The following is a 26541-nucleotide window of genomic DNA, read 5'->3' on the forward strand; positions in this document are numbered from 1 at the left end:
AGTGATGTCATCTGATGATGGCGGTCGGGAAATCCTTAACGCGGGTAGTATATGCAGGTGATAACATTTCGCGTTTCATCTGCCATTCTTGATTAATTCCTTGTCCGACGAATGCAATTTTACTTTTACCCGATTGATTGATTTTGTCGATAGCCGCCATTAATTGCTCACTGTTGATGCGCGGTTTGCTCTCATCAAACAGCCCCAATTGGGCGATACCTTGACTTGAAAACTCCCCTAATACGATCCCAGCTTTCAGGTAACGGTGACCGGGTTGCCAAATCGCAGCCAGGCATTTAAGCGCCGCAGTAATAATGTCCCGCGAATCCAGTGTCGGAAAGGTGAGGTGGGTACTGGCAAGATTACTGTAATATCGCTCATTGGGCGCAAAGGGGCTGGTTTTGATAAACGTCGAGACATGACGACAATATTGATGCTCTTTTCGCAGCTTTTCTGCGGCTTTCTCGGCATAACTGCAAACCGCCTCGCGCATGCTTTGATATTCAATAATTCGTTCGCTAAATGAACGTGAGCAAATTATTTGTTGTTTGGTCGGGGCAAATTCAGCAACAGCCAAACACGCTTCTCCGCGTAACTCCCTTACCGTGCGCTCCAACACGACACTGAAATGTTTACGAATAAAAGATGGGTTGGCTTCTGATAGTTGCAATGCGGTGGTAATCCCCAGCATCTCGAGTTTTTTCGCCGTACGGCGGCCCACTCCCCATACCTCCGCGACAGACATCAGTGCCAATAACTTGTGTTGGCGCTCGGGGTGAGATAAATCGACCACTCCCTTAGTTTTATGCCATAACTTGGCTGCATGGTTTGCCAACTTGGCTAATGTCTTGCTGGGGGCTATGCCTACACCGACATTTAGGCCGGTCAATTTCCGGATATGATCTCGCACATATTGACCAAACTCTTCCAGCGCAATGGAATGTTGCACACCTTTAAGGTTGAGAAAGGCTTCATCAATTGAGTAAATTTCAATTCCTGGAACCAATTGCTCAAGAATGGTCATCACGCGCGCAGACATATCACTGTAGAGCGCATAATTGCTGCTGAACGCGATCACCCCATGCTGGCGCATCATTGGTTGAATTTTAAAGTAGGGAGCACCCATTGGGATGCCCACGGCTTTGGCCTCACGACTGCGGGCTATCACACAGCCATCATTATTAGAGAGCACCACGACAGGCCGGCCATACAAATCTGGTCGAAACACGGTTTCGCAACTGGCGTAAAAAGAATTCACATCAACTAAAGCGAACATGATTTTAACTTATTGATACTAAATGTAATAACACCAAAAATTGCCCACTCTTCATCCCCCTCTGCCAGTTTTAGTGGCGGGGAACTGGCATTCAGCGCTTCCAGGCGGAGGAAGGGCCGTAAGTAAAGGCGCTTAATGCTGAATTCCCCCCCAATAGTGACGACGACAGTATCTCCATGTTTCGCCTGCAAACTGCGGTCTATCACTAACAGTGCGCCATGGTGGATGCCGGCATCGGCCAAAGATTCGCCTTCAGCCGTCATAAAAAAAGTGGCGGCAGGATGAACAATACAGTGCTCATTAAGATCTATTCTTTTTTCAATATAATCTTGTGCAGCATTACCAAATGCACTCATAAAACCTCCAAATGACTGATACAGGGGAGAGAGTGATAACCCAAAGCTGCTAGCGAGTAATATACTGTGTATTTATACAGTATACGTGACAAGTAGAAAGGGAGAAAGCGCTAATGAGGTATTTTTTATAGCACGTTGATTTGTAGGAATATAAAGCAATTGTAGGAATGTAAAGTAAGTAGATGGAAGGTGTGGGCCTCCGACGGGTTCAGTCTGTGGTTGATATCATTTAATTATAATTAATATCTAAATAATTACTTATGGAGGTATGTGCCGCTCACTAATTCCTCTATTGTAAGTTTCTACGTCGCGTCCGCTGTTCATCAACGCTAACTTTTATCGCATTCGGCTACTATTGCGTACTCGCAGCGGGCTGGTATCGTCATTTAAGAAGGGATAAAAATGAAGTTAGAAACATTATCTATTCATGCAGGTTATTCTCCGGATCCAACCACCAAGGCCGTTGCGGTACCCATTTATCAGACCTCTTCCTTTGCTTTTGATGACACCCAGCATGGTGCTGATTTATTCGACTTAAAAGTCGCGGGCAATATTTACTCGCGCATCATGAACCCGACGAATGATGTATTGGAACAACGAGTTGCGGCATTGGAAGGGGGGATTGCGGCATTGGCTGTTGCTTCCGGGATGGCGGCGATTACGTATGCTATTCAAACTATTGCTGAAGCCGGGGATAACATTGTGTCGGTGGCTAAGCTGTATGGTGGAACTTACAATCTGCTGGCCCATACGTTACCGCGCTATGGAGTAGAAACCCGATTTGCTGATCATGATGATATTGAAGCAATAGAAGCCCTGATTGATGACCGGACAAAAGCTGTTTTTTGTGAATCAATTGGCAACCCTGCGGGCAATATTGTTGATTTGAAAAAACTGGCTGATGCCGCCCATCGCCATGGCGTACCGCTAATTGTTGATAATACTGTCGCGACGCCGATTCTTTGTCGCCCTTTTGAACATGGCGCGGATATTGTGGTGCATTCATTGACCAAATATATCGGCGGTCATGGCTCCAGCATTGGTGGCATTGTCGTCGATTCCGGCAAGTTCCCATGGGCGCAATATCCTGAGCGCTTTGCTCAATTAAATACTCCGGACCCGTCTTATCACGGCGTGACCTACACCGAGCAGTTTGGGGCGGCGGCATATATTGGGCGTTGCCGGGTTGTGCCGCTGAGAAATACCGGTGCGGCACTGTCGCCATTCAATGCATTTCTGATTTTACAGGGGCTAGAAACTCTTGCTTTGCGCATGGAGCGGCATACAGAAAATGCATTGAAAGTTGCCTATTATTTGCAAAAACATCCGCAAGTCAGTTGGGTGAAATACGCCGGTTTACCTGATCATCCTGAGCATGAATTAGCCCAGCGCTATTTCGGGGGTAAACCGGCGGCGATATTGTCATTCGGTATTCATGGTGGCCAGGCTGCGGGTGGGCGATTTATTGATGCACTGAATTTGATCGTGCGGTTGGTGAATATTGGTGATGCCAAATCATTGGCGTGTCATCCCGCGTCAACAACCCACCGTCAACTCAATGATGAAGAACTTATTAAAGCAGGTGTACCGCGGGATATGGTGAGATTGTCGATTGGCATTGAACACATTGACGATATCCTCAATGACCTGGCTCAAGCATTGGATGCGGCGAAATCTTAAGATAACGATGGATTTTGACCGGTAGCGCAAGGGTTACCGGTCAAAAAGTTATGCCCAAAAAGCTAAAGTGAGGTCAGGGTTGCAGCAATGACTTTGGCATAAGGTGTGGTTGGGCGGCCAATAAGCTTGCTCAAAGTATGGCTATCATCAAATAACCCGCCTTTAGCCGCCCCAGCATCAGAATCTGCCAGAAGGGCGGCGAACTCCTCAGGTAAACCGGCACCAAGCAGTGCTTGCTTGAAGTCAGCTTCAGATAAGTTTTTATATATCACAGGTTTGCCTGATTGACGGGCAATTTCTGCTGAGAATTCCGCCAGGGTATAACTGTCATCACCGGCTAATTCGTACACTTTGCCCGCTTGGTTTTCTTGGGTCAGCACGGTAGCGGCGGCTTGTGCATAATCTTCTCGACTGGCAGAGGCTATCCGCCCGTCACCCACGGCACCAATGAATGCCCCATGCGCTAGAGACGGCGCGATACTTGCAGCATAGTTTTCGGTATACCAACCATTTCGCAATAGCACCACCGGCAGGCCAGACTCACGTAAAAGTGCTTCTGTGGCGCGGTGTTCCTCACCTAATCCCAGTGGGTTTTTATCGGCATGTAACAAACTGGTATACGCCAATAATTTGACGCCTACGTGTTGGGCTGCCTTGATGACGGCAGCATGCTGAGTAAGCCGCTGTCCGACTTCACTGGATGAGATTAACAGCAGTTTATCAACCCCTTGGAAAGCGGCCTCCAAGGTGGCGGGTTGACTATAATCAGCTTTGCGTACCTGAACCCCTAATGCCGCCAAATCACTGGCTTTTTCAGGGCTGCGGACTGCGGCAATAATTTCACTGGCAGGTACTTTTTTAAGTAATGCGTTAATAACAAGGCGGCCGAGTTGGCCTGTGGCACCAGTTACTGCGATCATTATGACGCTCCAAATGTGAGGTTATCCCCATTGTGCTTGAGGTCACAGGGGGTATTCACATGCTACCAACCTGGAACGCCAATGACTTTGGGTCTATTGGGAAGGTGACGAGCTATTTTGAAGGCAAAAACACGAAGAAATGTGCTAAAAACTCGCCCTTAAGATCATCATATGCAATATACTAACTAAAAGTAAGTACGCACTAAAAGGTTAGTATGAAAATAATGAAACCACAAAATTTGGCCGACACTGTTTCATTTCCGGAGCAACTTCGGCGGGGTGAATTGCTCAATGTAAATTGCCCGTCCAGAGAAATTCTCAAGCGAGTTACCAGCCGCTGGGGGGTATTAATACTCATCGCGTTGAGTAATGAAACTTTACGTTTCAGTGCCTTGAGAAGAAAAATTGGCGGTGTTAGTGAAAAAATGCTGGCGCAAACTCTGCAAAATCTCGAAGAAGATGGATTTATTGACCGTATTGCGTATCCGGTGGTGCCACCTCATGTGGAATACAAACTCACTTCATTGGGAAGAGAGGTTCAGGAGCAGGTTGAAGGATTGGCTCTCTGGCTTGAGGAGAATTTACCTCGCATTATGGAGCAGCGGCAGCAGCGGGCCGCATTATAATCTGCTTATCTTGTGAAGCAGCCATGGCATCAGTCATGGCTGTAGCGATGACTTATTATATCTCGCGATTACAGTGTTTTGAGCGCTTCGACTGATTCAATAGCCATTGAAGGAATAAACTCAGTCACACTGTAATTAGCCACCGCATTAAACGGATCTTCTGCCAATATCTTATCCAGCGCTTCACGCTCAATACTTTTCACCAAAATAATACCGCCAGTGCGCGGCACTTTACGACCAGAGGCGATAAACACGCCTTGAGCATAATACTTTTTCAACCACTCTTTATGATTTTCAGTCAGTGATTCAACGACGTCGATAGGTTGATGGTAAGTCAAGCTGACAACAAACATGCGGAACTCCTTCAGGGGCGTTATCTATTAAAGATAAATGTGTATTCAATATAACGCCTTGAAGTACGACTGGCATCCCCAAAATGCGAAATTCGCTAAGTCAGTTCTTTAATAGCTAAATTTTGCATATTGAAAGCAATAATGCTTATTTCATTTATTGATGGATTCAGCGTTTACTCTTAACTCATCAGTTCTACTCGGTTTACTCAATAATGTGGGGGCGACAATGGCTAAGATTACCGCATGGTTTACCGGACTTTCTTGGTGGCAGCCAACATCTGTACCAGAGAATCATACCGCCTTACCGCCGGCTGACGGCGCGCATTTACTGGAAACAATAAATGCCATCGGTGGGCTATATGGAATTGAATTTATTCACCATTAAAAATATTTTCTATTCAGCATCGATGTTTATTTAATGTTGAGTCATTAAAAAGATTTCAGCAAAAAGACAGATAAATTTCTGATTGAAAAACTTAATTTATTTCTTACCAGGTAAATATACATGAAACAGAATAAAATTTTATCCCTCAGCGGGATATTGAGCGCCTCATTCTGTTAAATGATCGCCGAGTTAGAGTATGAGAAGTTGATTGAGCATGAAGATAAAATGCACCTCACAATTGGGGTGCATTTTCGCGTATTAATTCGGCACAGACTTCGCTGTGATGGGGAATTATCCCAGATATGGCCGTTTAAACCAGGATTGCACCATACCCGGCTTGGAGAACATAACCAAATTACCCAGTAAGATAAGTAGTAAACCGATAATAGCATTCAGGTGCCAGTGATAGCCTTCATAGAAGGTTGATATGGTTAGCGCAACCAAAGGGAATAACAATGTGCTGTAAGCCGCGCCACTGGCACCAATACGGCCAATCAAGCTGAAATAAGCGGCAAAGGCAATGACCGAACCGAAAATAGCCAGATAGAGTAATGAGCCAAGATAACGTGGTGTCAGTTCAATAGTAAAAGAGTGATGCTGAATTAAGCTAAACACTCCCATTAGCACCGCGCCATACGTCATGGCATAAGCATTGGTTGACAGAATATCCAACCCTCGGCGCTGGTGGCGGCTACTTATCATATTGCCCAGTGAGAAACCGTAAGTCCCCAATAGACTCAGGCCAATCCCTTTCAGTAATTCGGGGGCCAGTTGAGTTGCAGTGAGGTCCTGCCAGAATAAAGCAATAATACCTATCATCCCCAGAATACTGGCGGGCAGCAGGTTAGGGCTGAGACGTTGGCGAAAGAAAATTATACCATTGATAGCATTGAATAATACGGCCATGGAGAAAATGACGGACTCCAGACCACTGCTGATATAAGCCGCCGCATGATAAAAACAGTAAAAGTTAAAGGCAAAGACGCAAAACCCTTGGACGACACAAAACAGATGGTCACGTAGGGCGAGATGGCGCAAGCGGCGAACGAGCAGCAAAAAAATCATCATGATACCGGCCGCCAATGCAAACCGATAAAATATAGACACCGTGATAGCAACATCTCCTTGTTGTTGCAGGGTAATTGCAATCCATGTTGTTCCCCAAATCAATACAACCAGCAAATAAAGCAGCGCGTTCATAGTGATGTCTCGTCACGTCTAAAAAACATCAGTATCTACCTGACAGACAGGCACGGCTTTCAGTAGGTTGCTGCGAGTTGCAAAATCTTGCGCATTTTTGAGATAAATAACGGGAAACCATGGTTTGCGGCACAGCAACTCATTAAACTGATTGCATCAGCTTTATAACAGGAAGTCCGTGTGATGTTGGAACGCTACCAAGCCTTTGAAACCCTTAGAGAACATAAAGCTCGCTTGCATGATTGTGTGCAACTTGGCTCGGGTATTCAATTAGCGGCCTGGTCAAATCGCGATGATTGCATTACGCAAGAGAGTCCGGATCATCACACTCTGAGTTTGTATGTTGCCGATGGTTATGAGTGCTACCACAAAACGCGGGCAGGGTGGAAAAATGGCGGCGGCCCGGATCGTTTTTGTATTATGCCAAAGGGCAGTTTATCGAGTTGGGATGTGCGAGATGATTTGTCATTTGTGCATTTGTATTGCACCGATAAACATCTGCGCTTATTGGCAGAACAAATCTGGGAACGTAGCCCTCAATCCATTCAGGTCGATGAGCGTATTTTTGCCGAAGATCCACAAATTACACTGTTATATCGCCAATTTTTATTGAATTGTGCTTGGCAAGAACAAGCAAATCATTTAGCGCTCAGCAGCGCGGCAACTCTGCTGATGACCCATTTACTCAAGAATTACACTCAGTTGCAGTGGGCAATTCCTGCTGTTCGTGGTGGTTTGGCCCCGATTGTGTTAAAGCGGGTGAAAGAGTTTATTGACGACCACCTCGCGCAAGCGCTGTTATTATCAGATCTTGCTGAGCAGGCCGGATTGAGTGAATTCCATTTCGCACGTATGTTCAAACAAAGCACTGGGTTGGCACCGCATCAGTTTGTACTGAAAGTCCGTTTGTCTCGCGCGGAACAATTATTGAGAAACAGTGTAATGCCACTTATTCATATTGCTTTGGAGTGTGGTTTTAGCTCTGCCAGCCACTTTAGTAATTGTTTTAAAACAGCTTATGGAGTAACACCCTCAGTGATGAGGCAGCGTTAATCATAGCGAGCGTGGATAGCTTGACACTACAACGGGCAACTTAAATCCCCTTCAGGGCAGTTTAGGAGTGATTTCAATTGTGTCGTGCGCTCTTCAGTTTTATGGGTCAGGCAAGCAGAAATAATCATGGGATGTACTGAGCCTCCCTCGGTTGCAGATGCTTGGAACATGCAATCTGCATCACGATATTTTATCCAAGTCAGTTGTGCGCTCTTCAATAATGGTCTTTGGGCGACAGGTGTTTTGGCGAGAACTTCTTTGTAAGTTCGATTCAGTTCGGCATCGGCTTTTTTATAATCGGAATTTGTACATTGGTTCATATCCAGTTGTGTTGCCGCTTTTTGACAATCAACAGCCAATGCTTGGCCGAGTGGTAATACCAGTAATGATAACAACATAATTTTCTTCTTTAGCATGATGATTCCCTAATAATAATCAAACGTCACGATAGCCCCTCCTGATTGGGCTGGGCTATGAATAATATTACATTTATTTACTAGTCGCCTTCATAATATCTGGTTTTATGTCGGATACTTTTTTATCCGGTGATTTTTTACAGACATCAATGATTTTAGGCGTATATACAGTATCGACTTCCTGAAAATCAACATTGTCGCCTTTTTTATATTGAGTATCTTCGTTCAGTATCCAGAAGGCAACCGGTGTCATGCTTTTGGGATTAAGATCAAGAAATTCTTTACAGGTCATCTCTGTCGGGGTCGTAGATGAGGCGGACAGTGGGGGTATTGTTGTTAATAATAGGACTGCAATGGAAATATGACCTAATGATTTATAAAGCATAATTTATTCCTTATCAATCTGTTTTGTTTCATCCAATAAAGTTAGTGAGAAATGAGTGTTTCTACCCGATATTTAGAATGAACCATAAGTTTATATTTTGCCAGAATACAGATAAGTTAAATTACTTTAATATATATATTTTGCTTATTAAATAGATGGTGAGATACAGATGAAAATGCTATTTGTCTTTTCATCTGCGACAGTTTAAATATCCCCAATATTGGAAGTGATAGCTTCTCAATATTATGGTTTTTTATTATCATGCGGTGGTGCGCACAGTGGTTTACCCTCATGAGGAGGCTGGCCTTTAGCCGCGTGGCTATTATTTTCTCTAGGCGGAGGCAGCGGGTGGCCATTTTTATCTTTAGGGGGGGCAGGAGGGCGTTTGCATGTTTCACCTGACGGTTTTTTGATTTCATTATGAGCCGTTTGTGCAGCATAGCCGGTGGCAGTATTGAAAAATAATATTGCGGATATATATATCATAAATAACGTTTTCATGTTCGCTCCAGTTGTTCAACATAAATCATGGGGACTATAACGGATTGATGACTCAGTTTTCTTGGCGGGTTTTGTAATGATATTATCAAGTTAAATGTCAGGTTTTATCGAGGCATATGATGTTATCGGGCGGATCTACACTGGCTCATTATCATGTGTTATAATTCGCAATGTTATTATTGATAATATCAAGTAAATTAATTGTATTTTTTTACCATTGAATAATAGGTGATTTATCCTTATGTCTTTACTTTCTTTTTATCATAACTGCCTGGATTCCTTTTCCAGAAAAGTATTTGGTAAGCACCCAAAAGGTGGGCCAGTGAAGAGAGGTAATGGGAAAAATGAATTGTCTAATCTTCAACTGGATGTGCTTTTGAATGCAGAGAAGCAGATTGCTATTATTACAACAGACTTAGATAACCGCATTACTATATATAATGTCGGTGCCGAGAAAATTTTTGGCTATTCTAAGGATGAAGTTCTCGGGAAGCCTATTTCTGAGGTGTTACATATCCCCGAAAACGGTAATTCCCAAGCTGCGCTGGATGATTTATTACTTAATCGGCGTGAGGCCAGTGAGTGGTGCTATCAACGTAAAGATGGCAAACGTTTTTGGGGTACACTGAGTATCCATGAAATAACATCCGAGAACGGTAGCGTTTTAGGTTACATCAGTGTCATCGCGGATGTTTCAGAAAGAAAATCCTTACTGATGGAATTGGAAAAAAGTCAGCAGATGATGGACAGGCTGACTAAAAACTTACCGGCGATGATTTATGCTTACTATTTGAATTCTGACGGGGAATCTTATTTTAGTTATTGCAGTGAGGGGATAAAACCAATATTTGGTCTTTCGCCCGCTGATGTTTTGCATATACCGAAAGAGAAAAATCCGTTATTTAGCCGTATTCATACGGACGATATAGAAATGCTAAGACAGGCTGTTATCACCTCTCAGGAGAATTTATCAGCCTGGAGTTGTGATTTCCGTGTTGTGCTGCCGGGAAAAGGGACGCATTGGCTCCATGGCGAGTCTTTCCCCACCCGACAAGATGATGGCGCTGTTACCTGGTATGGATCGTTTTTTGATATTACAGAACTTAAACAGTCAGAATCGATCCTAAAAGCATTATCACAAACTGATGTGTTGACGGGAGTGGCCAATCGCCGGCACTTTGATGACATTTATCAGCATATTTGGCAGAAAAATCAAGCAGAAGGCGGAGCCCTGTCAGTTTTGATGATTGATTTTGATAATTTTAAAAGTTTTAACGATCTTTATGGGCATGCCATGGGGGATGTCTGCTTGAAGTCCATTGTTGAGACATTGTCAAAATCTATCCGGGGCGGTTCAGATATTCTGGCGCGTTATGGTGGTGAGGAGTTTATTGTCTTGCTTGCACCAAGCTCGTTGTCAGATGCGAAAGTCGTTGCTGAGCGCATGCGCCGCTCTATTGAGGAGCTGGATATACCTCATGGAATGTCCCCTTATGGGCGGGTGACCATCAGTATTGGTGTGGCGTCAGTCTCTGAGCCGGGTGAGCACCTGCTGGCGGCAGATCTGTCAAAAGCTGCAGATAAAGCGCTCTATCGGGCGAAAACAGCAGGGAAAAATCGGGTTGAAACGGAGCCGCTGAGCTAATCAAAAAATGTTGGGCAGTGTCTGCGACGCTATGGCCACAAACTATCAGATAATTTGAAACTATCAGATAATATGGCTGTGCGGTATATGTCGAGATAGCTAATTGTGTACTGGCCTGGCTGACAATAAACCCAACACGGGGAGGGTGAAATAATTCAGTATGATATTTCACCCTCGCGCTATTTTTGATGATTTAATGATTGATTAGTAAGGGTCTTGCGCCTCGCGCAGGCGCTCTTGTTCTTCAGCGATAACCGCCTGAATCTCCTCCAGTACGCCTTCAACATCAACGGCTTGAGTGCTTTCCGCAAACTTGCCAGTCAATGGGGTCTCAGGATGCAGCTTGCCATCTTCATAGAGCGCCCACATCTCTTTGGCATATTTACTGCCAAGCAATTCAGGGGCGTATTGACCATAATAATGCGTCATGTTCGCCACATCTCTTTCTAGCATGGCTTTAGCATTATTATTCGCTGCGGCATTGACCGCTTGTGGTAAGTCGATAATCACGGGGCCGTCTTTGTCGATTAAGACATTGAACTCCGACAAGTCGCCATGAACCAATCCAGCGCACAGCATCCGCACCACATAGCGGATCATAATGGCATGATCAATCAGAGCCTGTTCTTTGCTGAAAGGGACATCACTGAGCCGAGGGGCAGCGAGCCCGTCTGCATCGGTGACCAGCTCCATTAGCAACACACCGTCGAGGCAAGCATAAGGTTGTGGCACACGAACATCAGCATTAGCTAACAAGTACAGCGCATCCACCTCAGCAGTTTGCCAGGTTTCTTCTTGTTGCTTGCGGCCAAATTTAGACCCCTTGGCCATGGCACGCGCATCGCGGCTATTACGTACCTTACGGCCTTCTTGATACTGAACCGCTTGTTTAAAATTGCGGTTCTCGGCCTCTTTATAAACTTTCGCGCAGCGAATATCCTGCCCACAACGGACAACGTAGACATCAGCTTCTTTGCCACTTTTTAAACGACGGATGACTTCGTCAACCAAGCCGTCATCAACCAGCGGTTGGATTCGTTTTGGAATTTTCATGGCGTCCTTGTACCCTATTTAAGCCCGCGATGGAATGGCTTTGGCGGAATTTTCCTCCAGTTTACCATTCGCGCCCATCTGCGGGTGGGTTTTTACTGTGTTAGGCGGCACTGAACTGAGCATTATGTAATTTGGCATACGCCCCTTGACGGGCAAGTAACTCGCGATGGTCACCTTGTTCAACAATACCTTCTTTATCGACCACAATGATGCGGTCCGCATTTTGAATCGTGGCTAAACGGTGAGCAATCACCAGAGTGGTTCGCCCTTGTGATAATTCCGTCAATGCCAGTTGGATGGCTTGTTCTGTCGCGGTATCCAGCGCAGAGGTTGCTTCATCAAGAATCAAAATTGGCGGGTTTTTCAGGAAGATACGCGCAATAGAGAGGCGCTGTTTCTGACCACCTGATAATTTCACCCCGCGCTCGCCGACCACAGTATCAAGGCCATCTGGCAAGCTTTCAATGAGATCATCCAGGCGAGCTTGCCGTGCTGCCGCCATAATTTCGTCATCGTTGGCATCTAACTTGCCATAGGCAATGTTCTCACGGATAGATCCGCCGAATAGGAAAACATCTTGCTGAACGATACCGATATTATTGCGCAATGATTGCTGTGTCATGTCACGGATATTAATTCCATCAATAGTAATTGCACCATCATCAAGCTCATAGAAGCGCGGAAGCAATGAGCACAATGTGGTCTTACCGGCTCCCGATGGCCCGACGAAAGCCACAGTTTCACCTGCACGGATTTGCAAGTTTAAGTCAGTAAAGATTTTATTCTGTGGTGAATAGCCGAAACTGACATTTTGGTAACAGATATCTCCGCGCAGATGACCGACCGGGCGCGCTTGGGGTTGATCGACGATGTCGGGCAATGTGTCAATCAGTTGAGTGAATCGTTTAAATCCAGCGATTCCTTTCGGATAACTTTCCAGTACAGAAGTTATTTTTGCCACTGGCCGGAAAAAGACCTCAACTAACAACAGAAAACCGACAAAGCCACCATAACTGAGTTGGTCATGAACCACGTACCAAGTGCCGACTACCATCACAATCAACTGTACCAGGCGGGTACTGAGGTAGCTCATGGTCATGCTGGTGGTCATAATGCGGTAGGCCCGCAATTTCGTCGTGCGGTAGTCTTCGTTATCTTTGGCGAATAACTTTTTCTCATGAGATTCGTTAGCGAAAGCTTTTACCACGCGAATGCCACCAATGCTTTCTTCAATACGGGCATTAAAATTCCCCACCTGACCAAAGAGTCGACGCCAGGTTTCTGTCATTTGGGCACCATAGCGACTGACCAGATAGGTCATAAACGGCACAATAATAATCGTAAGCATTGCCAGCGGCAGGTGGACGGAGGCCATCAGAATAAAAGCACCAATAAATGTCATCACCGCAATGAAAAGGTCTTCTGGGCCGTGATGGGCAATTTCCCCAACTTCCTCCAGATCTTTCGTGACATGGGTAATGATATGGCCGGTCTTCATATTATCGTAATAGCTAAATGATAACTTTTGCAGATGACTAAATGCCTGACGGCGCATATCAGTTTCGATACCGACACCGAGAGCATGTCCCCAATAGTTAACTATCGCCATGAGCGCGGTATTGAGGAGATAAATCAGTAACAAGCCGGTAGCAGCCCAGACTATCAACACCCAATCTTGGTTAGGGAGCAATTTATCAATGAACAGTTTTACGGCCATCGGGAAGCTCAATTCCAGCAGCCCGGCCAAAATGGCACAGCCGAAATCCAGATAGAAAAGCCCTTTGTACGGGGTGTAATAAGAAAAAAAACGGCGGAGCATCAGGCATCCTTACAATTACAGAGGGAAATCACGACACAAAATAAGAAAAAACGGTTGCAGTATGATAAATATAAATAATTCTCAATAGCGTTTATTTTGCCATTTATTGACTGATAATAAAATTCTTATCTGTGAGAATATGCCAGAAGTAAAGATAAAATCGAGTGGTGTGAGTGCTTTCATAGCGAGGAGTAATGATAATGAAGTTGACGATGACGGATACCCCAGCGGCTGAGGATGTGGCAGAAATTATGGCGGGGTTGAAGGCGTTTAACCGTAATTTTGTCGGTGATAATGGCCGTAAACCATTAGCCGTGTTTATAACCGATGAGCATGGTGAAAAGTTAGGGGGAATTACCGCCTATACCTTAGGTAACTATTTGAGTATTGAATTACTGTGGGTATCAGATACGTTACGCCATTCTGGGGCTGGCAGTAAATTGATGCGGGCGGTGGAGCAAGAGGCAATACAACGTGGATGTAAGTTCGCCCAAGTCGATACATTCAGTTTTCAAGCACGCCCTTTCTATGAAAAACAAGGATATCAATTGAAAATGGCGCTAGAAAATGTCGTGGATGAGTATCATCGCTATTATTTGACTAAAGAGCTGCTTAGCTGAATATAAGCTTATAGAGATAAGATCGGGTGGCATCGGCCACCTATCAATAGATTAGCACTCCATTTAGTTCAGAAGCTCACAAATGCACGACACCATTTTCAGAATGGCCACGCGCATTATTCTATCTTGCTATACTCAACTATGAATATTCAGCTTTTCATGGAAGCTCACATTTTCACTGAATAGCATCTATAGGACTTAATCTTTTATTAGGTTAATCTGGTTTACAGGAGATTAACTCATGTAAAGGGATATAAATATGGCGGCCTCATTAAATAAAAAACTGTCATTGTGGTCATTAACTTCATTGGTTGTCGGTTCAATGATTGGGGCCGGTATTTTTTCTTTACCTGCAACATTTGGTCGGGCAACTGGGGGTTTTGGCGCACTCATTGCTTGGGGGATTGCTGGCGGAGGGATGCTGACTCTGGCCTTTGTTTTCCAGACATTGGCACAACGTAAACCTGATCTCGACTCCGGTGTTTATATTTATGCTAAAACCGGATTTGGCGACTATGCCGGTTTTGCATCGGCGATCGGTTTTTGGGCCGGCGCGTGTATTGGCAGTGTCTCTTATTTTGTATTGATTAAATCAACGCTAGGTGCTTTTTTTCCGCTATTCGGTGACGGCAATACTTTATCCGCAGTTTTAATTGCATCATTCATTTTGTGGAGTTTCCATTTTATGGTGTTACGCGGCATCAAAGAGGCTGCGGCGATTAATACCATTGCCACTTTTGCCAAGGTTATTCCGATATTTATTTTTATCATTGTTTTGGCATTTGCATTTCACACCGATACTTTTGCATTAAATTTCTGGGGTACCCAGTCTTTGGGAACTGTTGGTGACCTCTCCCATCTGGATGATTATGGTTATGCTGGCCATGCAGCATTAGAAATAGGCGCAGGTTCTGAGACGTTATTTTCTCAAGTTCGCAGCACCATGCTGGTCACTGTATTTGTTTTTGTTGGCATTGAAGGCGCGAGTGTTTATTCCCGCTACGCCAAAGAAAGAAAACACGTCGGTATTGCGACTGTTTTAGGTTTTATCGGCGTTTTATGTCTGCTGGTGTTGGTGACGATGCTCTCTTATGGTGTGTTGCTGCGCCCTGAATTAGCGGCATTACGTCAACCGTCGATGGCGGGAGTGTTAGAGCATATTGTGGGCCGCTGGGGGGCTATATTTATCAGTATCGGGCTGATTATTTCAGTCATGGGCGCTTACCTGTCATGGACTTTGCTGGCTGCCGAAGCACTTTATTGCGCAGCCAAAAGTAATATCATGCCCAGCATATTGGCCACGGAGAATAGACACGGAGTACCATCCGCAGCGGTTTGGATGTCGAATATTTTTATCCAATTATTCTTAATTGTTACGCTTTTCACAGAATATGCTTTCCAGCTGGCACTTGAGTTAACCAGCTCACTGGTTCTGATTCCCTATCTCTTGGTCGCGGCATATGGTTTGAAATTGGCCTGGACCCGAGAGACTTATATTACGGAGCCGAAAGGTCATAAGAAAGATTTTATTATTGCCCTGATAGCCACGTTCTATGCAGTATTGATGGTGTATGCGGGCGGTTTGAAATACATATTATTATCGGCAGTAATATATGGCCCAGGAACCTTGCTGTTTATTATCGCTAAACGCGAGCAAAAGAAATTAGTCTTTTCGGCTATTGAAAAATGTCTTTTTGCTGTGGCACTCATTGCGGCTGCCGCTGCGCTATACAGTCTTGCGACGGGCATAATTACGGTGTGATAAACTAAGCGAATAGTCTGGGAAGAATATGGCCCGACTACGACTTGTAATACATTATCTATCTTAATGTGTTTAGAACATTCCCCTATTTTTACAATGGATGGGCTTGATCTATAACGCAGACTACGACAGGATCGCGTTGGAAAAGCCAGTTATCTGGCTAGCGTTTGGATGGTTTTAGGTAAAACACGCTCAATAAAACGCGATTTTTCTTATGCAGGTTTACGGCTGGTGCGGTTTCACCAGTAGGTATTGCTTTGAAAAAACAACAAAATATTACCCCGAATAGTGACTATTCAACGGGAATTGGCGATGCGCAATTTGCGCTCGTGGTTTTACTTACAACATCATGTTTGTTGATTGCAATAACGCTGATTGTAATCTTATGGCTAATTTGATGCGCCATAGAAATTAGGGAGAATGTATGGACAAGAGCTTGTTTGATGACAATAAAGTCATTGCATTGATTGGTTTACTGTTGGCCTCACTTATTGTGGTGAGCACCATGTTCGTGATGACCTACATGGCAGATCGCCAACGCAACGAAATACAAACTATTGATGTACAGAATTGCTACAAGAAAAACTGAGAATATATTCGCCGAATAGCGCTCGTATGCATTCAGGCGAATAATGCCATTGTAGGAATTACGCTAATTTCTGGTGAATAGCATGCAAGGGTAAGGCGATATTGAGGTCAATATCTGTATTTTGCCGAAAGTCATACGGGGTTATACCGTAACGTTTTCTGAACATGTAAGTAAAGTGCGACTGCGAACCAAAGCCAAAATCTAAAGCAATATCAAAAATAGTGCTATCACTGCTTCTCAGTTGGTAGACCGCCCCCGCTAAACGTCTTTCACGAATGTATTTACCTAATGATATCCCGGTGACTTCTTTAAATATTTTCTGCATATGCCAAAGCGAATAGCCCGAGTACGCGGCGAGTTCTTCGAGGTAAATGACCCGCCCCAGATGGGTTTCGACCCATTTACTGAGGGCGCAGACTAACGCGAGATGATTTTCTTGTGACATTATTTAGTCTGTTTTTTTGGGTTAGGAGTAGTGCAGTATACACAAGTTGAATCTAACAACACAAAACACCAAATTGCCCTTGATTGTCGGAAATGAACCGTAAAGACTTTTCAGCGCATATTTGCAAAAGAACTTTCTGGTGCCATAGTAAAAGGGTAGTGTCATCTGAAAGGGGAGTGTACCCCAAAGATAAAGGGCTGAGTTTGGAAAAATAGAAATCGAAAATGATGAGGTGATCGCATGTTGATAACAGTGATTATGACTCTGATAGCGGTTGTTGGTGTAACCGTTTTTCTAAAAATGCCAGTAATGGTTTTGCACAAAGGTAAAGGCGCAGGAGGTGATGAACTGTGAGACTAGGAATATTGTGACCAATATATATTCAATAACTTCTCCCTGGAACCAGGTGATTGATAACCATCATACCTGGTTTTTTTACGTCTAATTTTGTCTCCGGGATAATTGCACGAGATTATACCCCGTATCTGTCTTTTTACCGCCATAAACTCTTCATATGCTGATTCAATGCATTGAATTATCTCTGTAGGTTATTCATTAGTCACAGATAATATTCATTGATAAAATAGTGAGCATGACACTGCCAGCTAAAGAAATATGTCAGTGAGCGTGATATCCTTGCGCGATATTATTGTGAAGGAATTATTCATGTCTGAAATGTTCACTAATGACCAAGAACTGGTCTCTGATCTGGTTGCCTGCCAATTAGTTATCAAACAAATTCTTGATGTGATTGATATCATTGCGCCGACTGAAGTGCGGGATAAAATGTCTCATCAACTTAAAGCCATTGATTTCTCCTCGCATCCTGCGGGAGCAGACCCGGTGACCAAGCGCGCGATTGAGAAAGCTATCGCTTTGATTGATATGAAATTTACGCCAAAATAACCAATAAGCGGTTGAGTTTTGGTCTGTACATTTAGCACAGACCAACCGCAGGGGATGAGCAGGGCCGGCTGCCGGCTAGTTCATTCCCGCCGCGGGTCATTCAAAGACATTATTGCCAATTTTTTTGACTAATGGGCAGTTGCTGACGCCAATAATACCATTCTCCCCGTTTATAAATTGAGCGGTTGAAATGCTTCTGGCTGTCAGATATTTACATTGTAAACCGATACCCGCGGCGTTCTTTTCACTGCCAATCAGTACACCATAGCCCGAAAAAAGCAGGCCTAAGTATATGATTGCCGCCACTAAGAAAAGTCTGAATAAGCTCATATGGTCACTTCCCGTTATTAGTTTCACTTATTATATAGTGGATATATTTAACAGTTTAACTTGTAATAATAAGTTGGTTAATAGTAATAATCCTAAACCCTATTGATTTATAGAGTAAAACTGTAAAGTAGCCAGTAAAATTGCGTTCTAACGAGATAACAAACATTAGTAATTACATCTTGGCTATAAATGGTTAATGTTTAGTGCAGTATAATTTAAAAAAAATGTTGAATAAGGTGCGTGATTTGAACATTAAGAAACTTGTTGCAGCGGTAGCGATCATCGCCGTCTGTTGCTTGTTTTATCTGTTAGCCCTTGATAGCTATTGTGACCAAGGGGGAACTTTCTCTGCGGGTATTTGTACCATTACGACAATTATTCCATGGTAAGGATAACCTATTATCCGCATTTATAATAACCAATAAAAACTATTACTGTCAGTTATTGTTGTTAAGTGTTAATTGTCTGTGCCGATTGACCTTTGCCTCGATGAGAGTGATAAGATAGTACCTTCGCCACGAAGGTAATAGTAGGGTAGTCAATGTTAGATACAAATATGGGCGCAATGGGTATTGTCCCAATTGCTTTATCGCTGTTTACCGTCATTTTTTTCTTGATAGTTTGGTTCTTTTTGAGCCGTGCCAGCGTACGCGCAAATGAGCAAATCCGCTTGTTACAAGACATCGCCGAACAGCAGAAACAGCAAACAGAATTACTTAAGGCATTACTGGCAAATGCAACGGGTGCCAGTGATTTCGAAAGTGACAGTGATATTGTTTCTCCCCTCGATTTCAAAGGTGTTATTCCGGAGAGATAAACTCATCCGACTCTGGCGCTGCTGTTTGGCAGTGTCAGAGTGATACTCACGCCGACAAGCTACTGCGCCTTCTTTCTCTTTCCTCTTATATTCCTCTATATATTTTATTTTTTCTTCTGATGCAAACGGGGTGACGCGGTTTTTGGGCTAAATATAAACCGTGCTGATTGTCATAAATTTGTCTTAATTTCGCCGTAATGTAGCCTGAACTTTTCAGGAGAATGGTGATTCAGATGATTAAATGGTATGAAGAAAGTGACAGCGAAGTGAACAGAAGCATTGCGTTACTTACCGGTGAAAATCCAGATAAATGGTATCCGTATGGTGGTATTAAAGGTAAGGATTACTGCAAAAACCCTTCCGATGCATGGCCTATCATTTATGCCAATAAAATTGGCCTCTACTCACCCGAAATTAATGATAACAATCAGTGGAATGCCAAAATTACTAACCCGCAAGGGGAATGGCAAGCTTATAGCCAAAGCCCGCTGCGAGCGGCAATGATCTGCTATTTGCTTAGTCAGGAAGTTTGATAACACATCACGATAATTTTCAGCAAAAGTGGATATCCCGCTTTGATTGAATCGCGGGAATGGCAAACGGCAAGACATTCTTTAATTGCTTTCGTGGAGCTGATGATGAAACGTATCATTAAAGGTGATTCAAACTTATCACATCTGGTCATTGCTCATGCCGCTATTGACCACCATCAAAAGTCCTATGGCGAGCGGCGTCAGGGCTGGCCTTCAACTTATCTTATCCGTTACAAGAATAATCGTGTCGCGGTTGAGGTGGTCACCCGGCGTCAGTCTTATGTGGCCACACTAATGATTGGTGCCCGAAATTTAAGCAAGTTATGCAGTATTTCTGCGTTGCATCCCTGAGGTTTATCAAGAGGTCAGGTCAATAAAATCTCGGTATATATAATATAGGCCGATTGATTTCTGTCCAGTTGCTCACTAATGGCCTTAATCCTTGCTGCAATCAGGTTTAAGTGTTAAAAAACCGCCGCAGATTCATTTACGAGAGGCGCTTTTTACCCCGTCAGAGTGTAAGAGTGCGGCAGAGGACAGGATGGAACAGCAGTTGCAGGATTCGACACTAACACGCGGTTTAAAAAACCGACATATTCAGCTGATTGCTCTAGGTGGAGCGATCGGTACAGGGTTATTTCTGGGGATAGCGCAGACCATTAAGATGGCTGGCCCTTCGGTGATATTGGGCTATGCTATTGGCGGTTTTATTGCATTCCTTATCATGCGCCAGTTAGGTGAAATGGTGGTCGAGGAGCCTGTCGCCGGTTCATTCAGCCACTTTGCCTACAAATATTGGGGCGATTTCGCGGGGTTCTTGTCGGGTTGGAACTACTGGGCGATGTTTATTCTGGTCGGTATGGCCGAATTAACCGCGGTAGGCATCTATATTCAATATTGGTGGCCGGAAATTCCAACATGGGTTTCAGCTGCAATATTCTTTGTTTTAATCAATGCCATCAATCTTATTAATGTCCGCATGTATGGCGAAACTGAATTTTGGTTCGCTATCATCAAAGTTGCCGCCATCATTGGTATGATAGTGTTTGGCGCATACTTGCTGGCATCAGGTTCAGGTGGGCCAAATGCTTCCGTCACTAACCTCTGGGCGCAGGGGGGCTTTATGCCCCATGGCTTTAGCGGATTGGTGATGGCCATGGCTGTTATTATGTTTTCTTTCGGTGGCCTGGAAATGGTCGGTATCACTGCCGCAGAAGCCGAAGATCCACACCACAGCATTCCTAAAGCGACCAATCAAGTGGTCTACCGTATTCTTATCTTTTATATTGGCTCATTAGCGGTGCTTTTATCCCTTTATCCATGGGGCAAAGTCGTGGAAGGTGGTAGTCCTTTTGTGATGATTTTCCATGCTTTGGACAGTAATCTGGTGGCGACAATCCTTAATGTGGTGGTTTTGACCGCGGCATTATCGGTTTACAACAGTGGCGTTTACTGCAATAGCCGCATGTTGTTTGGCCTGGCATCACAGGGGAATGCGCCCAAGTTATTGACCAAAGTTAATAAGCGTGGGGTACCCATTCTGTCAATCGCACTTTCTGCATTGGCGACTTCTGCTGGCGTGGTCATCAACTATGTTATGCCCGGTAAGGCATTTGAATTATTGATGGCGCTGGTGGTATCAACATTAGTCATCAATTGGGTCATGATTTGCCTGGCCCATTTGAAATTCCGAGCAGCGAAAGAACGCGAGGGAGTGGTACCGCGTTTCAAAGCATTATGGTATCCCTACGGTAATTATCTGTGTCTGGTCTTCCTGATGCTAATTCTGGTCATTATGTATCTTACCGACGGAATTAAAATTTCGGTGCTGATGATGCCAGCATGGATTGCACTATTATGGTGCGGATTCATGTTGACTCGGCGCAAAGGTAAAAATAGCCAATTAAAAGTGAAAGGTTCTGGCGCAGCCTGATTAGGTTGTGAAATAGCGCTAAAATAGCCGGGCTGTGACAGTTAAACCCGGCTATTTTGTTCTATTGTATTACTCATAAAGAGTTATCTATCGTTTGCATTGTCAGCAATAAATAAGATAGATAATTGCAGCATTATAATAGGCGAGAGCTATCGTCTCTTCCTGAAATGACGACTTTTAATTGAGACTAATTCTTAATAACACAATATAACCACTTTAAAAATATGGTTAAATGCAGTCAATAATATATTCAATTAGAATTGCCAGCGCATCCACGTAAACAATACATTTCCGTTATTATAAGTGCCGGGAATATAGGTGGTTTGTAGAGCAAACTTATTATATTCAATAGAAATTAGCGGCAAAGGCAATGGAATTGGAATGTAATGATACTCATGGCGAGCGGTAATGCTTGCCGTAAAGCCGACCCCAAAACGCCAGCCATCCATCTCTCCCGGAATCCACATTTTTTGATAGCCATAACCTATAATTGGCTCGACTTCATTGTGTGAGTCCATAAAGGCCATCGCATAGACGGCATGCCAGTTGTTATCCTCATCATAGCGATACTTGCCGTAGCCGATGCCCCAAGGGCGCTCATTGTATGACTCAATCTTGTCGTCATCATAGGTCCAGCGGTTGTGCCACGTATTTAGCGGGATATACAGCTCTTGATTGGGTGAATCCCACGCAAGTGAGATATTGCGCATCAAGCGTTGCCACAGATTGCTGTTATCTGCTGGCGACACATTCGATTGTTCGGATGAAGTATTGGCGGGTGGAGATTTACTCTCAGCCAGAACCGCGCCAGCCTGGCCAAGCCATAGGCTACAGAAAAAACACGCGGTAACAATATGTTTATAATTCATGGTATAGCTCTCTGATGCTGATAAGGTGAAATAAGATTTCCTTGCACCAGATAATCTTTATACCTATCAAAAGTAATGACTAATAATACATTATTTAAATGAGTTAAAGGTTATAGCCTCAAACTTAAACGATTCTATAACGAGGAGGTAATATAGAATTTTAAACTGCGTGCCAGAGTAGTGAGAAATTAATTTACGAACATCAAGAAATGTCTTAATTTATTTTTTATAGCACAATTTGCCAGTAGATTCAGAGACATTTCATTGAAAGAAACTGACTAAAATGATGTGATTTTTAGTATATTTATACAGCTTAAATAAAGTGTGATTGCACTTTCATGGTGCGCTTAATTTCCTGTTAATAACTTATTTCCCTTATATGGCGACAAGCGATCGGATTAATGTGGTTATTTCTTAGTCTTCAAGAGAGATATTCAGAATGACTTTCTCCCACCAAAAAATGGTTTTTTTCCGTTTGTTCTACCGAACGTCTGTTCACACCTTATTAGATCGCAAAATAAGATATTTATGTATTTTTCTCTAGGATGATTTTTCGCAAATAATCTTAGGTTAAGTAAGGAGTTAGTCTCACGACACGAGGGACTGGCGTGCCATGTTGAAGGGGAGAAGCGCAGAAAAGCTGAGGATGAGATATATTCAATTATTATATATATAATACTAATAAATTTTATACTAATACCACTTTTGTCTCTTTGTTAGAGATGGAAACCAGGCAAAATGGACGTAAGAAAAATTATAAAAAGAGTTGGCTTAAATGTTAAAACCCAGTAAAAAAGCGCGACAGAACAGTATAAAAAAATAGAGCAGAAAATACGATGACCTTCAACAAATTTTGGCATATTTACGCATTCTTTATGAACAACCGTTTCAAATATGTGCGACAGGTTCACCCTTCATTAAAAATGGCTTGCCATCGAATTCAGAGTATGTGATAACGCATATGGGTAAAACGAGGTACAGTTCTGTATATGTGTGGCATTTTCAGTAAAGAAGTTCTGAGTAAAGACGTTAGCGTTGAATACCGCTTCTCTGCCGATCCTTATCTTAGTGCCTCAAGCAGTAACGACTCTAGTTTGTCTATGTAAACGCCTACGGGCGAGTTAAACAATCCAAAGGAAATACTCAAGATGGCAAAGATCAAAGGTCAAGTTAAGTGGTTCAACGAGTCTAAAGGTTTCGGTTTCATCACTCCAGCTGACGGCAGCAAAGATGTGTTTGTACACTTCTCTGCAATCCAGGGTAATGGCTTCAAAACCCTGGCTGAAGGCCAGAACGTAGAGTTCGAAATCCAAGACGGTCAGAAAGGTCCGTCTGCAGTAAACGTTACTGCAATCTAATCAGCTCTTTTGCTGTTAAAAACCCGCCTTTGTGCGGGTTTTTTCGTTTCAGGGCTGATGCCAACGCCTGCCGCTAGCTAAGGTAAGATAATTAATCCCGAATATTGATTACGGCCTTTAATGCTTGGGTGGGTAGGGTCAATAGCCTGTTGTTGGCTGGTTCTGCGAAAGCTGGTGTATTTGAAGTGCTGTTTCTCATCACTCCCACCATGAGCGGCGAGGGTACATATTGTACAACTGCCGACTCTATCAACTTGATGAATTCCCGCGCCGCGCAACTGGTGTTCAGCGATAGCCGCTAAGTTAAGGTGGCGAAAACGGGGCGAAATAATATTTTCGGCCAATGGTAATTCGTTAACAAATCGTTCCACCAGTTCTTCATTAACTTCATAACAGCAGGAGCGGGCGGCTGGACCGATGGCGGCGATCCAATTGGCGGGATCATCATCGCGGGCTATGCGTTCAACCATCTTTAAGATAATACCGTCTAATAAACCGCGCCAGCCAGCATGGACCACCGCAATCCCTTTTCCTTGCCGTTGACTGAAAATCACCGGCAGGCAATCCGCCGTCAGAACGGTTAATAGAATGCCAGATTGAGTGGTATAGAGGCCATCGGCATCACCGCACTCTTGCCCGGGCTTTGTCACATCAATAATCGTGGTGCCATGAACCTGTTTTTTATTGGCTTGTGATGCTTGATAAGGTTGGAGGCAGTCAGGCATTAGGGCAGATTTATTGCCAAAACCATGGCGAATAGAGGTGATTGGGCTGAGTTGTGGTGAAAAGTCAGTCATTGGGCTTACCTAATAAAGAAAATGAACGCTGTTCAGTGTAAGCCGTTTTTTAACTTATTGACCAGCCACCTTTTCTTTTAAATCACCGTTAGCGAATTGTTGCAAAATAACGCATCTTGTAGCACTGTTTTGGCCCCTATGATGCAGGGGATAGGGTTTAATGGCTGCACTAACTCAAGTGGCCATTCAGGATTGATCTCCGTGATTTCTAAATCAAAAAATGATTCTACTCACTTTATTCGTTGGCGCTTTGGCTTGCTGTGCAGCTGCATTCTACTGTCATTTTTGGGGCTGATAGCCAGGGTGGCGTGGTTGCAAATTATTGAACCTGAGCCCTTGGTAAAAGAAGAAGACATGCGCTCAGTGCGGGTGGTGGCGACACCGAATACGCGCGGTATGATTACAGATAGAAATGGGCACCCTCTGGCCGTCAGTGTGCCGGTTGAAGCCATCTGGGCTGACCCCGCAACCGTGTTGGAGAAAGGCGGCGTCACTGTTTCTAAACGCTGGCAGGCATTGGCGCAGGAGCTCAATATGCCACTCGACCAACTCAACAGCCGTATTCATCAAAACCCCAACGCCCGCTTTATCTATCTCGCCCGGCAAGTCGAACCGGATGTCGCTGAATATATCCAACGGCTGAAATTGCCCGGTATTGCTATAAAAGAGGAATCACGGCGCTTTTATCCTTCGGGGGATATTGCCGCGAATCTGGTGGGGTTTACCAATATTGATGATCAGGGTATTGAGGGAGTCGAAAAAAGTTTTAATGCACTCCTCAGCGGCACCGCCGGCAGTCGAGTCGTGCGTAAAGATCGCTTCGGCCGAGTTGTTGAAGATATCTCCTCGACGGATAGTCATCCGGGGCAAAATGTTCAACTCAGTATTGATGAGCGGCTACAGGCGGAAGCCTCTCATGCATTGAGTCATGCCGTGATGTTCAACAAGGCGGACTCCGGCTCAGCTGTGGTGATTGATATTAACACCGGCGAAGTGCTGGCGATGGCCAACTATCCAACCTTTAATCCGAATAATCGGGCTGACACCCCAGAAGAGAATTTTCGTAATCGGGCTATCAGCGATATTTTTGAACCGGGCTCAACAGTAAAACCGATGGTGGTGATGACAGCGCTACAGCGTCAGTTGGTCAAGCCAGATGCGGTGCTGGACACTCATCCCTATATATTGAGCGGGCACCTCATTAAAGATGTGGCGCTGTATCCTGCGCTGTCACTGACTGGTGTGCTGCAAAAGTCCAGTGATGTTGGGGTATCGCGACTGGCGCTGGCGATGCCGGCCTCTGCATTGATGCAAACCTACACAGAATTTGGCTTGGGCCAATCGACTCAGTTAGGGCTGACAGGAGAAAGCAGCGGCCTGATGCCCCATCGGCAGCGCTGGAGTGATTTAGACCGTGCGACTTTTTCGTTCGGTTATGGCCTGATGGTGACACCACTGCAACTGGCCCGAGTCTATGCCACCATCGGGAGCTTCGGTATTTATCGGCCATTGTCTATAACGAAGGTTGATCCGCCGGTATTGGGCCAGCAGGTGTTCCCTGAAGTGCTTGTGCACCAAGTGGAACATATGATGGAAAGTGTGGCATTGCCCGGCGGAGGTGGGGTGAAAGCAGCCGTGCGGGGCTATCGGGTGGCGGTTAAAACCGGGACGGCCAAGAAGATTGGGCCCAATGGCCAATATATTGATAAATATGTAGCTTATACTGCCGGTGTTGCTCCCGCCAGCCAACCTCGCTTTGCCTTAGTGGTGGTGATTAACAACCCTCAAGGTGGGAAATACTATGGTGGCGCAGTTTCAGCACCGGTATTTAGCGATATTATGGGGCAAATATTGCGAACCATGAATGTGGAGCCAGACGCTATTGCTGTCAATGTGATTCGGCATAGCTAATTT

30 protein-coding genes are annotated in these 26541 nt (G+C 44.3%); 17 read left to right on the forward strand and 13 right to left on the reverse strand.

Annotation, left to right across the window (positions count from 1 at the left end; all coding sequences use genetic code 11):
• Positions 1-7 precede the first annotated feature (7 nt).
• Both umuC and umuD read right to left on the reverse strand, forming a co-directional pair.
• Positions 8-1276, reverse strand: coding sequence for a translesion error-prone DNA polymerase V subunit UmuC (gene umuC, locus F0T03_RS09215; RefSeq protein WP_159677987.1), 1269 nt, complete (start codon positions 1274-1276; stop codon positions 8-10).
• Positions 1264-1632, reverse strand: a complete 369-nt coding sequence (umuD, locus tag F0T03_RS09220; RefSeq protein WP_159677989.1) for a translesion error-prone DNA polymerase V autoproteolytic subunit — start codon at positions 1630-1632, stop codon at positions 1264-1266. The genes umuC and umuD overlap by 13 nt, the downstream gene beginning before the upstream one ends.
• Positions 1633-2034: 402 nt before the next feature.
• Here umuD and F0T03_RS09225 point away from each other — a divergent pair, with 402 nt between their 5' ends.
• Positions 2035-3312 carry a bifunctional O-acetylhomoserine aminocarboxypropyltransferase/cysteine synthase gene (locus F0T03_RS09225; protein WP_145557281.1) on the forward strand — a complete coding sequence of 426 codons (1278 nt, stop codon included), beginning with the start codon at positions 2035-2037 and terminating at the stop codon, positions 3310-3312.
• A gap of 62 nt (positions 3313-3374) precedes the next feature.
• On the opposite strand, the gene F0T03_RS09230 is transcribed toward F0T03_RS09225, so the two are convergent.
• Positions 3375-4232, reverse strand: a complete 858-nt coding sequence (locus tag F0T03_RS09230) for an SDR family oxidoreductase (RefSeq protein ID WP_145557283.1) — start codon at positions 4230-4232, stop codon at positions 3375-3377.
• Positions 4233-4447: 215 nt separating this feature from the next.
• Here F0T03_RS09230 and F0T03_RS09235 point away from each other — a divergent pair, with 215 nt between their 5' ends.
• Positions 4448-4858 (forward strand): winged helix-turn-helix transcriptional regulator, encoded by a 411-nt coding sequence (locus tag F0T03_RS09235; RefSeq protein ID WP_181952505.1) that lies wholly within the window; start codon positions 4448-4450, stop codon positions 4856-4858.
• A gap of 68 nt (positions 4859-4926) precedes the next feature.
• Here F0T03_RS09235 and F0T03_RS09240 read toward each other — a convergent pair whose 3' ends face one another.
• Complete coding sequence (locus tag F0T03_RS09240; RefSeq protein WP_145557285.1) at positions 4927-5211, reverse strand: YciI family protein; 285 nt, start codon at positions 5209-5211, stop codon at positions 4927-4929.
• Positions 5212-5437: 226 nt separating this feature from the next.
• On the opposite strand from F0T03_RS09240, the gene F0T03_RS21535 reads away from it, so the two are divergent.
• Positions 5438-5596 carry a hypothetical protein gene (locus tag F0T03_RS21535; RefSeq protein WP_167515574.1) on the forward strand — a complete coding sequence of 53 codons (159 nt, stop codon included), beginning with the start codon at positions 5438-5440 and terminating at the stop codon, positions 5594-5596.
• A gap of 291 nt (positions 5597-5887) precedes the next feature.
• On the opposite strand, the gene F0T03_RS09245 is transcribed toward F0T03_RS21535, so the two are convergent.
• Complete coding sequence (locus tag F0T03_RS09245) at positions 5888-6796, reverse strand: DMT family transporter (protein ID WP_145563138.1); 909 nt, start codon at positions 6794-6796, stop codon at positions 5888-5890.
• 183 nt (positions 6797-6979) lie between these two features.
• On the opposite strand from F0T03_RS09245, the gene F0T03_RS09250 reads away from it, so the two are divergent.
• Positions 6980-7849: a helix-turn-helix domain-containing protein gene (locus tag F0T03_RS09250; RefSeq protein WP_145556595.1), complete on the forward strand. Its 870-nt coding sequence runs from the start codon at positions 6980-6982 to the stop codon at positions 7847-7849.
• A gap of 26 nt (positions 7850-7875) precedes the next feature.
• On the opposite strand, the gene F0T03_RS09255 is transcribed toward F0T03_RS09250, so the two are convergent.
• Both F0T03_RS09255 and hdeB read right to left on the reverse strand, forming a co-directional pair.
• The gene (locus tag F0T03_RS09255; protein WP_145556594.1) at positions 7876-8265 is read right to left on the reverse strand and encodes a lysozyme inhibitor LprI family protein; all 390 of its coding nucleotides are present in this window, start codon (positions 8263-8265) and stop codon (positions 7876-7878) included.
• Positions 8266-8338: 73 nt separating this feature from the next.
• Positions 8339-8650: an acid-activated periplasmic chaperone HdeB gene (gene hdeB, locus F0T03_RS09260; RefSeq protein WP_159677991.1), complete on the reverse strand. Its 312-nt coding sequence runs from the start codon at positions 8648-8650 to the stop codon at positions 8339-8341.
• 742 nt (positions 8651-9392) lie between these two features.
• Between hdeB and F0T03_RS09265 the strand changes: the two genes are divergently transcribed.
• Positions 9393-10796 (forward strand): sensor domain-containing diguanylate cyclase, encoded by a 1404-nt coding sequence (locus F0T03_RS09265; protein ID WP_162526924.1) that lies wholly within the window; start codon positions 9393-9395, stop codon positions 10794-10796.
• A gap of 204 nt (positions 10797-11000) precedes the next feature.
• On the opposite strand, the gene F0T03_RS09270 is transcribed toward F0T03_RS09265, so the two are convergent.
• Both F0T03_RS09270 and F0T03_RS09275 read right to left on the reverse strand, forming a co-directional pair.
• Complete coding sequence (locus tag F0T03_RS09270; RefSeq protein ID WP_145553824.1) at positions 11001-11849, reverse strand: PA4780 family RIO1-like protein kinase; 849 nt, start codon at positions 11847-11849, stop codon at positions 11001-11003.
• Positions 11850-11949: 100 nt separating this feature from the next.
• Positions 11950-13668 (reverse strand): ABC transporter ATP-binding protein, encoded by a 1719-nt coding sequence (locus tag F0T03_RS09275; RefSeq protein ID WP_159677996.1) that lies wholly within the window; start codon positions 13666-13668, stop codon positions 11950-11952.
• Between the two features lie 200 nt (positions 13669-13868).
• On the opposite strand from F0T03_RS09275, the gene F0T03_RS09280 reads away from it, so the two are divergent.
• The 3 genes from F0T03_RS09280 (at position 13869) to F0T03_RS21540 (ending at position 16639) form a co-directional block, all read left to right on the forward strand.
• Positions 13869-14288, forward strand: coding sequence for a GNAT family N-acetyltransferase (locus tag F0T03_RS09280; RefSeq protein WP_159677998.1), 420 nt, complete (start codon positions 13869-13871; stop codon positions 14286-14288).
• Positions 14289-14547: 259 nt separating this feature from the next.
• A complete protein-coding gene (locus F0T03_RS09285; protein ID WP_159678000.1) occupies positions 14548-16050 on the forward strand; it encodes an amino acid permease in 1503 nt (500 codons plus the stop codon).
• Positions 16051-16474: 424 nt separating this feature from the next.
• Positions 16475-16639 (forward strand): hypothetical protein, encoded by a 165-nt coding sequence (locus tag F0T03_RS21540; protein WP_145554628.1) that lies wholly within the window; start codon positions 16475-16477, stop codon positions 16637-16639.
• A 58-nt stretch (positions 16640-16697) separates the two neighbouring features.
• Here F0T03_RS21540 and F0T03_RS09295 read toward each other — a convergent pair whose 3' ends face one another.
• Complete coding sequence (locus tag F0T03_RS09295) at positions 16698-17084, reverse strand: helix-turn-helix domain-containing protein (RefSeq protein ID WP_145554627.1); 387 nt, start codon at positions 17082-17084, stop codon at positions 16698-16700.
• Between the two features lie 666 nt (positions 17085-17750).
• Here F0T03_RS09295 and F0T03_RS09300 point away from each other — a divergent pair.
• The gene (locus F0T03_RS09300; RefSeq protein ID WP_159678002.1) at positions 17751-17990 is read left to right on the forward strand and encodes a DUF2766 family protein; all 240 of its coding nucleotides are present in this window, start codon (positions 17751-17753) and stop codon (positions 17988-17990) included.
• A 96-nt stretch (positions 17991-18086) separates the two neighbouring features.
• On the opposite strand, the gene F0T03_RS09305 is transcribed toward F0T03_RS09300, so the two are convergent.
• Positions 18087-18320 carry a YobH family protein gene (locus F0T03_RS09305; RefSeq protein ID WP_145554625.1) on the reverse strand — a complete coding sequence of 78 codons (234 nt, stop codon included), beginning with the start codon at positions 18318-18320 and terminating at the stop codon, positions 18087-18089.
• A gap of 245 nt (positions 18321-18565) precedes the next feature.
• Here F0T03_RS09305 and mgrB point away from each other — a divergent pair, with 245 nt between their 5' ends.
• From mgrB to F0T03_RS09330, 5 genes are all read left to right on the forward strand, one after another.
• On the forward strand, positions 18566-18709 hold the full coding sequence (gene mgrB / locus F0T03_RS09310) for a PhoP/PhoQ regulatory lipoprotein MgrB (protein ID WP_145554624.1): 144 nt from the start codon (positions 18566-18568) through the stop codon (positions 18707-18709).
• A gap of 152 nt (positions 18710-18861) precedes the next feature.
• Positions 18862-19137 (forward strand): YebO family protein, encoded by a 276-nt coding sequence (locus F0T03_RS09315; protein ID WP_145554623.1) that lies wholly within the window; start codon positions 18862-18864, stop codon positions 19135-19137.
• 233 nt (positions 19138-19370) lie between these two features.
• Positions 19371-19670, forward strand: a complete 300-nt coding sequence (locus tag F0T03_RS09320; protein WP_145554622.1) for a phage protein NinX family protein — start codon at positions 19371-19373, stop codon at positions 19668-19670.
• A 105-nt stretch (positions 19671-19775) separates the two neighbouring features.
• A complete protein-coding gene (locus tag F0T03_RS09325; RefSeq protein WP_162527027.1) occupies positions 19776-20021 on the forward strand; it encodes a DUF4060 family protein in 246 nt (81 codons plus the stop codon).
• A gap of 190 nt (positions 20022-20211) precedes the next feature.
• Entirely contained in the window at positions 20212-21603 is a 1392-nt protein-coding gene (locus F0T03_RS09330) for an amino acid permease (protein WP_159678004.1), read from the forward strand.
• A 254-nt stretch (positions 21604-21857) separates the two neighbouring features.
• Here F0T03_RS09330 and pagP read toward each other — a convergent pair whose 3' ends face one another.
• Complete coding sequence (pagP, locus tag F0T03_RS09335; RefSeq protein ID WP_159678006.1) at positions 21858-22472, reverse strand: lipid IV(A) palmitoyltransferase PagP; 615 nt, start codon at positions 22470-22472, stop codon at positions 21858-21860.
• A 989-nt stretch (positions 22473-23461) separates the two neighbouring features.
• Between pagP and F0T03_RS09340 the strand changes: the two genes are divergently transcribed.
• Both F0T03_RS09340 and cspE read left to right on the forward strand, forming a co-directional pair.
• Entirely contained in the window at positions 23462-23578 is a 117-nt protein-coding gene (locus tag F0T03_RS09340) for a DUF2627 domain-containing protein (protein ID WP_002211058.1), read from the forward strand.
• A gap of 42 nt (positions 23579-23620) precedes the next feature.
• Entirely contained in the window at positions 23621-23830 is a 210-nt protein-coding gene (gene cspE / locus F0T03_RS09345; RefSeq protein ID WP_002221949.1) for a transcription antiterminator/RNA stability regulator CspE, read from the forward strand.
• 77 nt (positions 23831-23907) lie between these two features.
• Here the strand turns inward: cspE and pgeF are convergent, their stop codons facing one another.
• Positions 23908-24627 carry a peptidoglycan editing factor PgeF gene (pgeF, locus tag F0T03_RS09350; protein WP_145554701.1) on the reverse strand — a complete coding sequence of 240 codons (720 nt, stop codon included), beginning with the start codon at positions 24625-24627 and terminating at the stop codon, positions 23908-23910.
• Positions 24628-24828: 201 nt separating this feature from the next.
• Between pgeF and ftsI the strand changes: the two genes are divergently transcribed.
• A complete protein-coding gene (gene ftsI / locus F0T03_RS09355) occupies positions 24829-26538 on the forward strand; it encodes a peptidoglycan glycosyltransferase FtsI (RefSeq protein ID WP_159678008.1) in 1710 nt (569 codons plus the stop codon).
• Positions 26539-26541: the final 3 nt, after the last annotated feature.

The organism is Yersinia canariae (genome assembly GCF_009831415.1).
Classification (GTDB): domain Bacteria; phylum Pseudomonadota; class Gammaproteobacteria; order Enterobacterales; family Enterobacteriaceae; genus Yersinia; species Yersinia canariae.

Coding starts and splice junctions, on each gene's coding strand:
- umuC (WP_159677987.1), bottom strand. CDS start 1,276: ATGTTCGCTTTAGTTGATGTGAATTCTTTTTACGCCAGTTGCGAAACC.
- umuD (WP_159677989.1), bottom strand. CDS start 1,632: ATGAGTGCATTTGGTAATGCTGCACAAGATTATATTGAAAAAAGAATA.
- F0T03_RS09225 (WP_145557281.1), top strand. CDS start 2,035: ATGAAGTTAGAAACATTATCTATTCATGCAGGTTATTCTCCGGATCCA.
- F0T03_RS09230 (WP_145557283.1), bottom strand. CDS start 4,232: ATGATCGCAGTAACTGGTGCCACAGGCCAACTCGGCCGCCTTGTTATT.
- F0T03_RS09235 (WP_181952505.1), top strand. CDS start 4,448: ATGAAAATAATGAAACCACAAAATTTGGCCGACACTGTTTCATTTCCG.
- F0T03_RS09240 (WP_145557285.1), bottom strand. CDS start 5,211: ATGTTTGTTGTCAGCTTGACTTACCATCAACCTATCGACGTCGTTGAA.
- F0T03_RS21535 (WP_167515574.1), top strand. CDS start 5,438: ATGGCTAAGATTACCGCATGGTTTACCGGACTTTCTTGGTGGCAGCCA.
- F0T03_RS09245 (WP_145563138.1), bottom strand. CDS start 6,796: ATGAACGCGCTGCTTTATTTGCTGGTTGTATTGATTTGGGGAACAACA.
- F0T03_RS09250 (WP_145556595.1), top strand. CDS start 6,980: ATGTTGGAACGCTACCAAGCCTTTGAAACCCTTAGAGAACATAAAGCT.
- F0T03_RS09255 (WP_145556594.1), bottom strand. CDS start 8,265: ATGCTAAAGAAGAAAATTATGTTGTTATCATTACTGGTATTACCACTC.
- hdeB (WP_159677991.1), bottom strand. CDS start 8,650: ATGCTTTATAAATCATTAGGTCATATTTCCATTGCAGTCCTATTATTA.
- F0T03_RS09265 (WP_162526924.1), top strand. CDS start 9,393: ATGTCTTTACTTTCTTTTTATCATAACTGCCTGGATTCCTTTTCCAGA.
- F0T03_RS09270 (WP_145553824.1), bottom strand. CDS start 11,849: ATGAAAATTCCAAAACGAATCCAACCGCTGGTTGATGACGGCTTGGTT.
- F0T03_RS09275 (WP_159677996.1), bottom strand. CDS start 13,668: ATGCTCCGCCGTTTTTTTTCTTATTACACCCCGTACAAAGGGCTTTTC.
- F0T03_RS09280 (WP_159677998.1), top strand. CDS start 13,869: ATGAAGTTGACGATGACGGATACCCCAGCGGCTGAGGATGTGGCAGAA.
- F0T03_RS09285 (WP_159678000.1), top strand. CDS start 14,548: ATGGCGGCCTCATTAAATAAAAAACTGTCATTGTGGTCATTAACTTCA.
- F0T03_RS21540 (WP_145554628.1), top strand. CDS start 16,475: ATGGACAAGAGCTTGTTTGATGACAATAAAGTCATTGCATTGATTGGT.
- F0T03_RS09295 (WP_145554627.1), bottom strand. CDS start 17,084: ATGTCACAAGAAAATCATCTCGCGTTAGTCTGCGCCCTCAGTAAATGG.
- F0T03_RS09300 (WP_159678002.1), top strand. CDS start 17,751: ATGTCTGAAATGTTCACTAATGACCAAGAACTGGTCTCTGATCTGGTT.
- F0T03_RS09305 (WP_145554625.1), bottom strand. CDS start 18,320: ATGAGCTTATTCAGACTTTTCTTAGTGGCGGCAATCATATACTTAGGC.
- F0T03_RS09315 (WP_145554623.1), top strand. CDS start 18,862: ATGTTAGATACAAATATGGGCGCAATGGGTATTGTCCCAATTGCTTTA.
- F0T03_RS09320 (WP_145554622.1), top strand. CDS start 19,371: ATGATTAAATGGTATGAAGAAAGTGACAGCGAAGTGAACAGAAGCATT.
- F0T03_RS09325 (WP_162527027.1), top strand. CDS start 19,776: ATGAAACGTATCATTAAAGGTGATTCAAACTTATCACATCTGGTCATT.
- F0T03_RS09330 (WP_159678004.1), top strand. CDS start 20,212: ATGGAACAGCAGTTGCAGGATTCGACACTAACACGCGGTTTAAAAAAC.
- pagP (WP_159678006.1), bottom strand. CDS start 22,472: ATGAATTATAAACATATTGTTACCGCGTGTTTTTTCTGTAGCCTATGG.
- F0T03_RS09340 (WP_002211058.1), top strand. CDS start 23,462: ATGTGTGGCATTTTCAGTAAAGAAGTTCTGAGTAAAGACGTTAGCGTT.
- cspE (WP_002221949.1), top strand. CDS start 23,621: ATGGCAAAGATCAAAGGTCAAGTTAAGTGGTTCAACGAGTCTAAAGGT.
- pgeF (WP_145554701.1), bottom strand. CDS start 24,627: ATGACTGACTTTTCACCACAACTCAGCCCAATCACCTCTATTCGCCAT.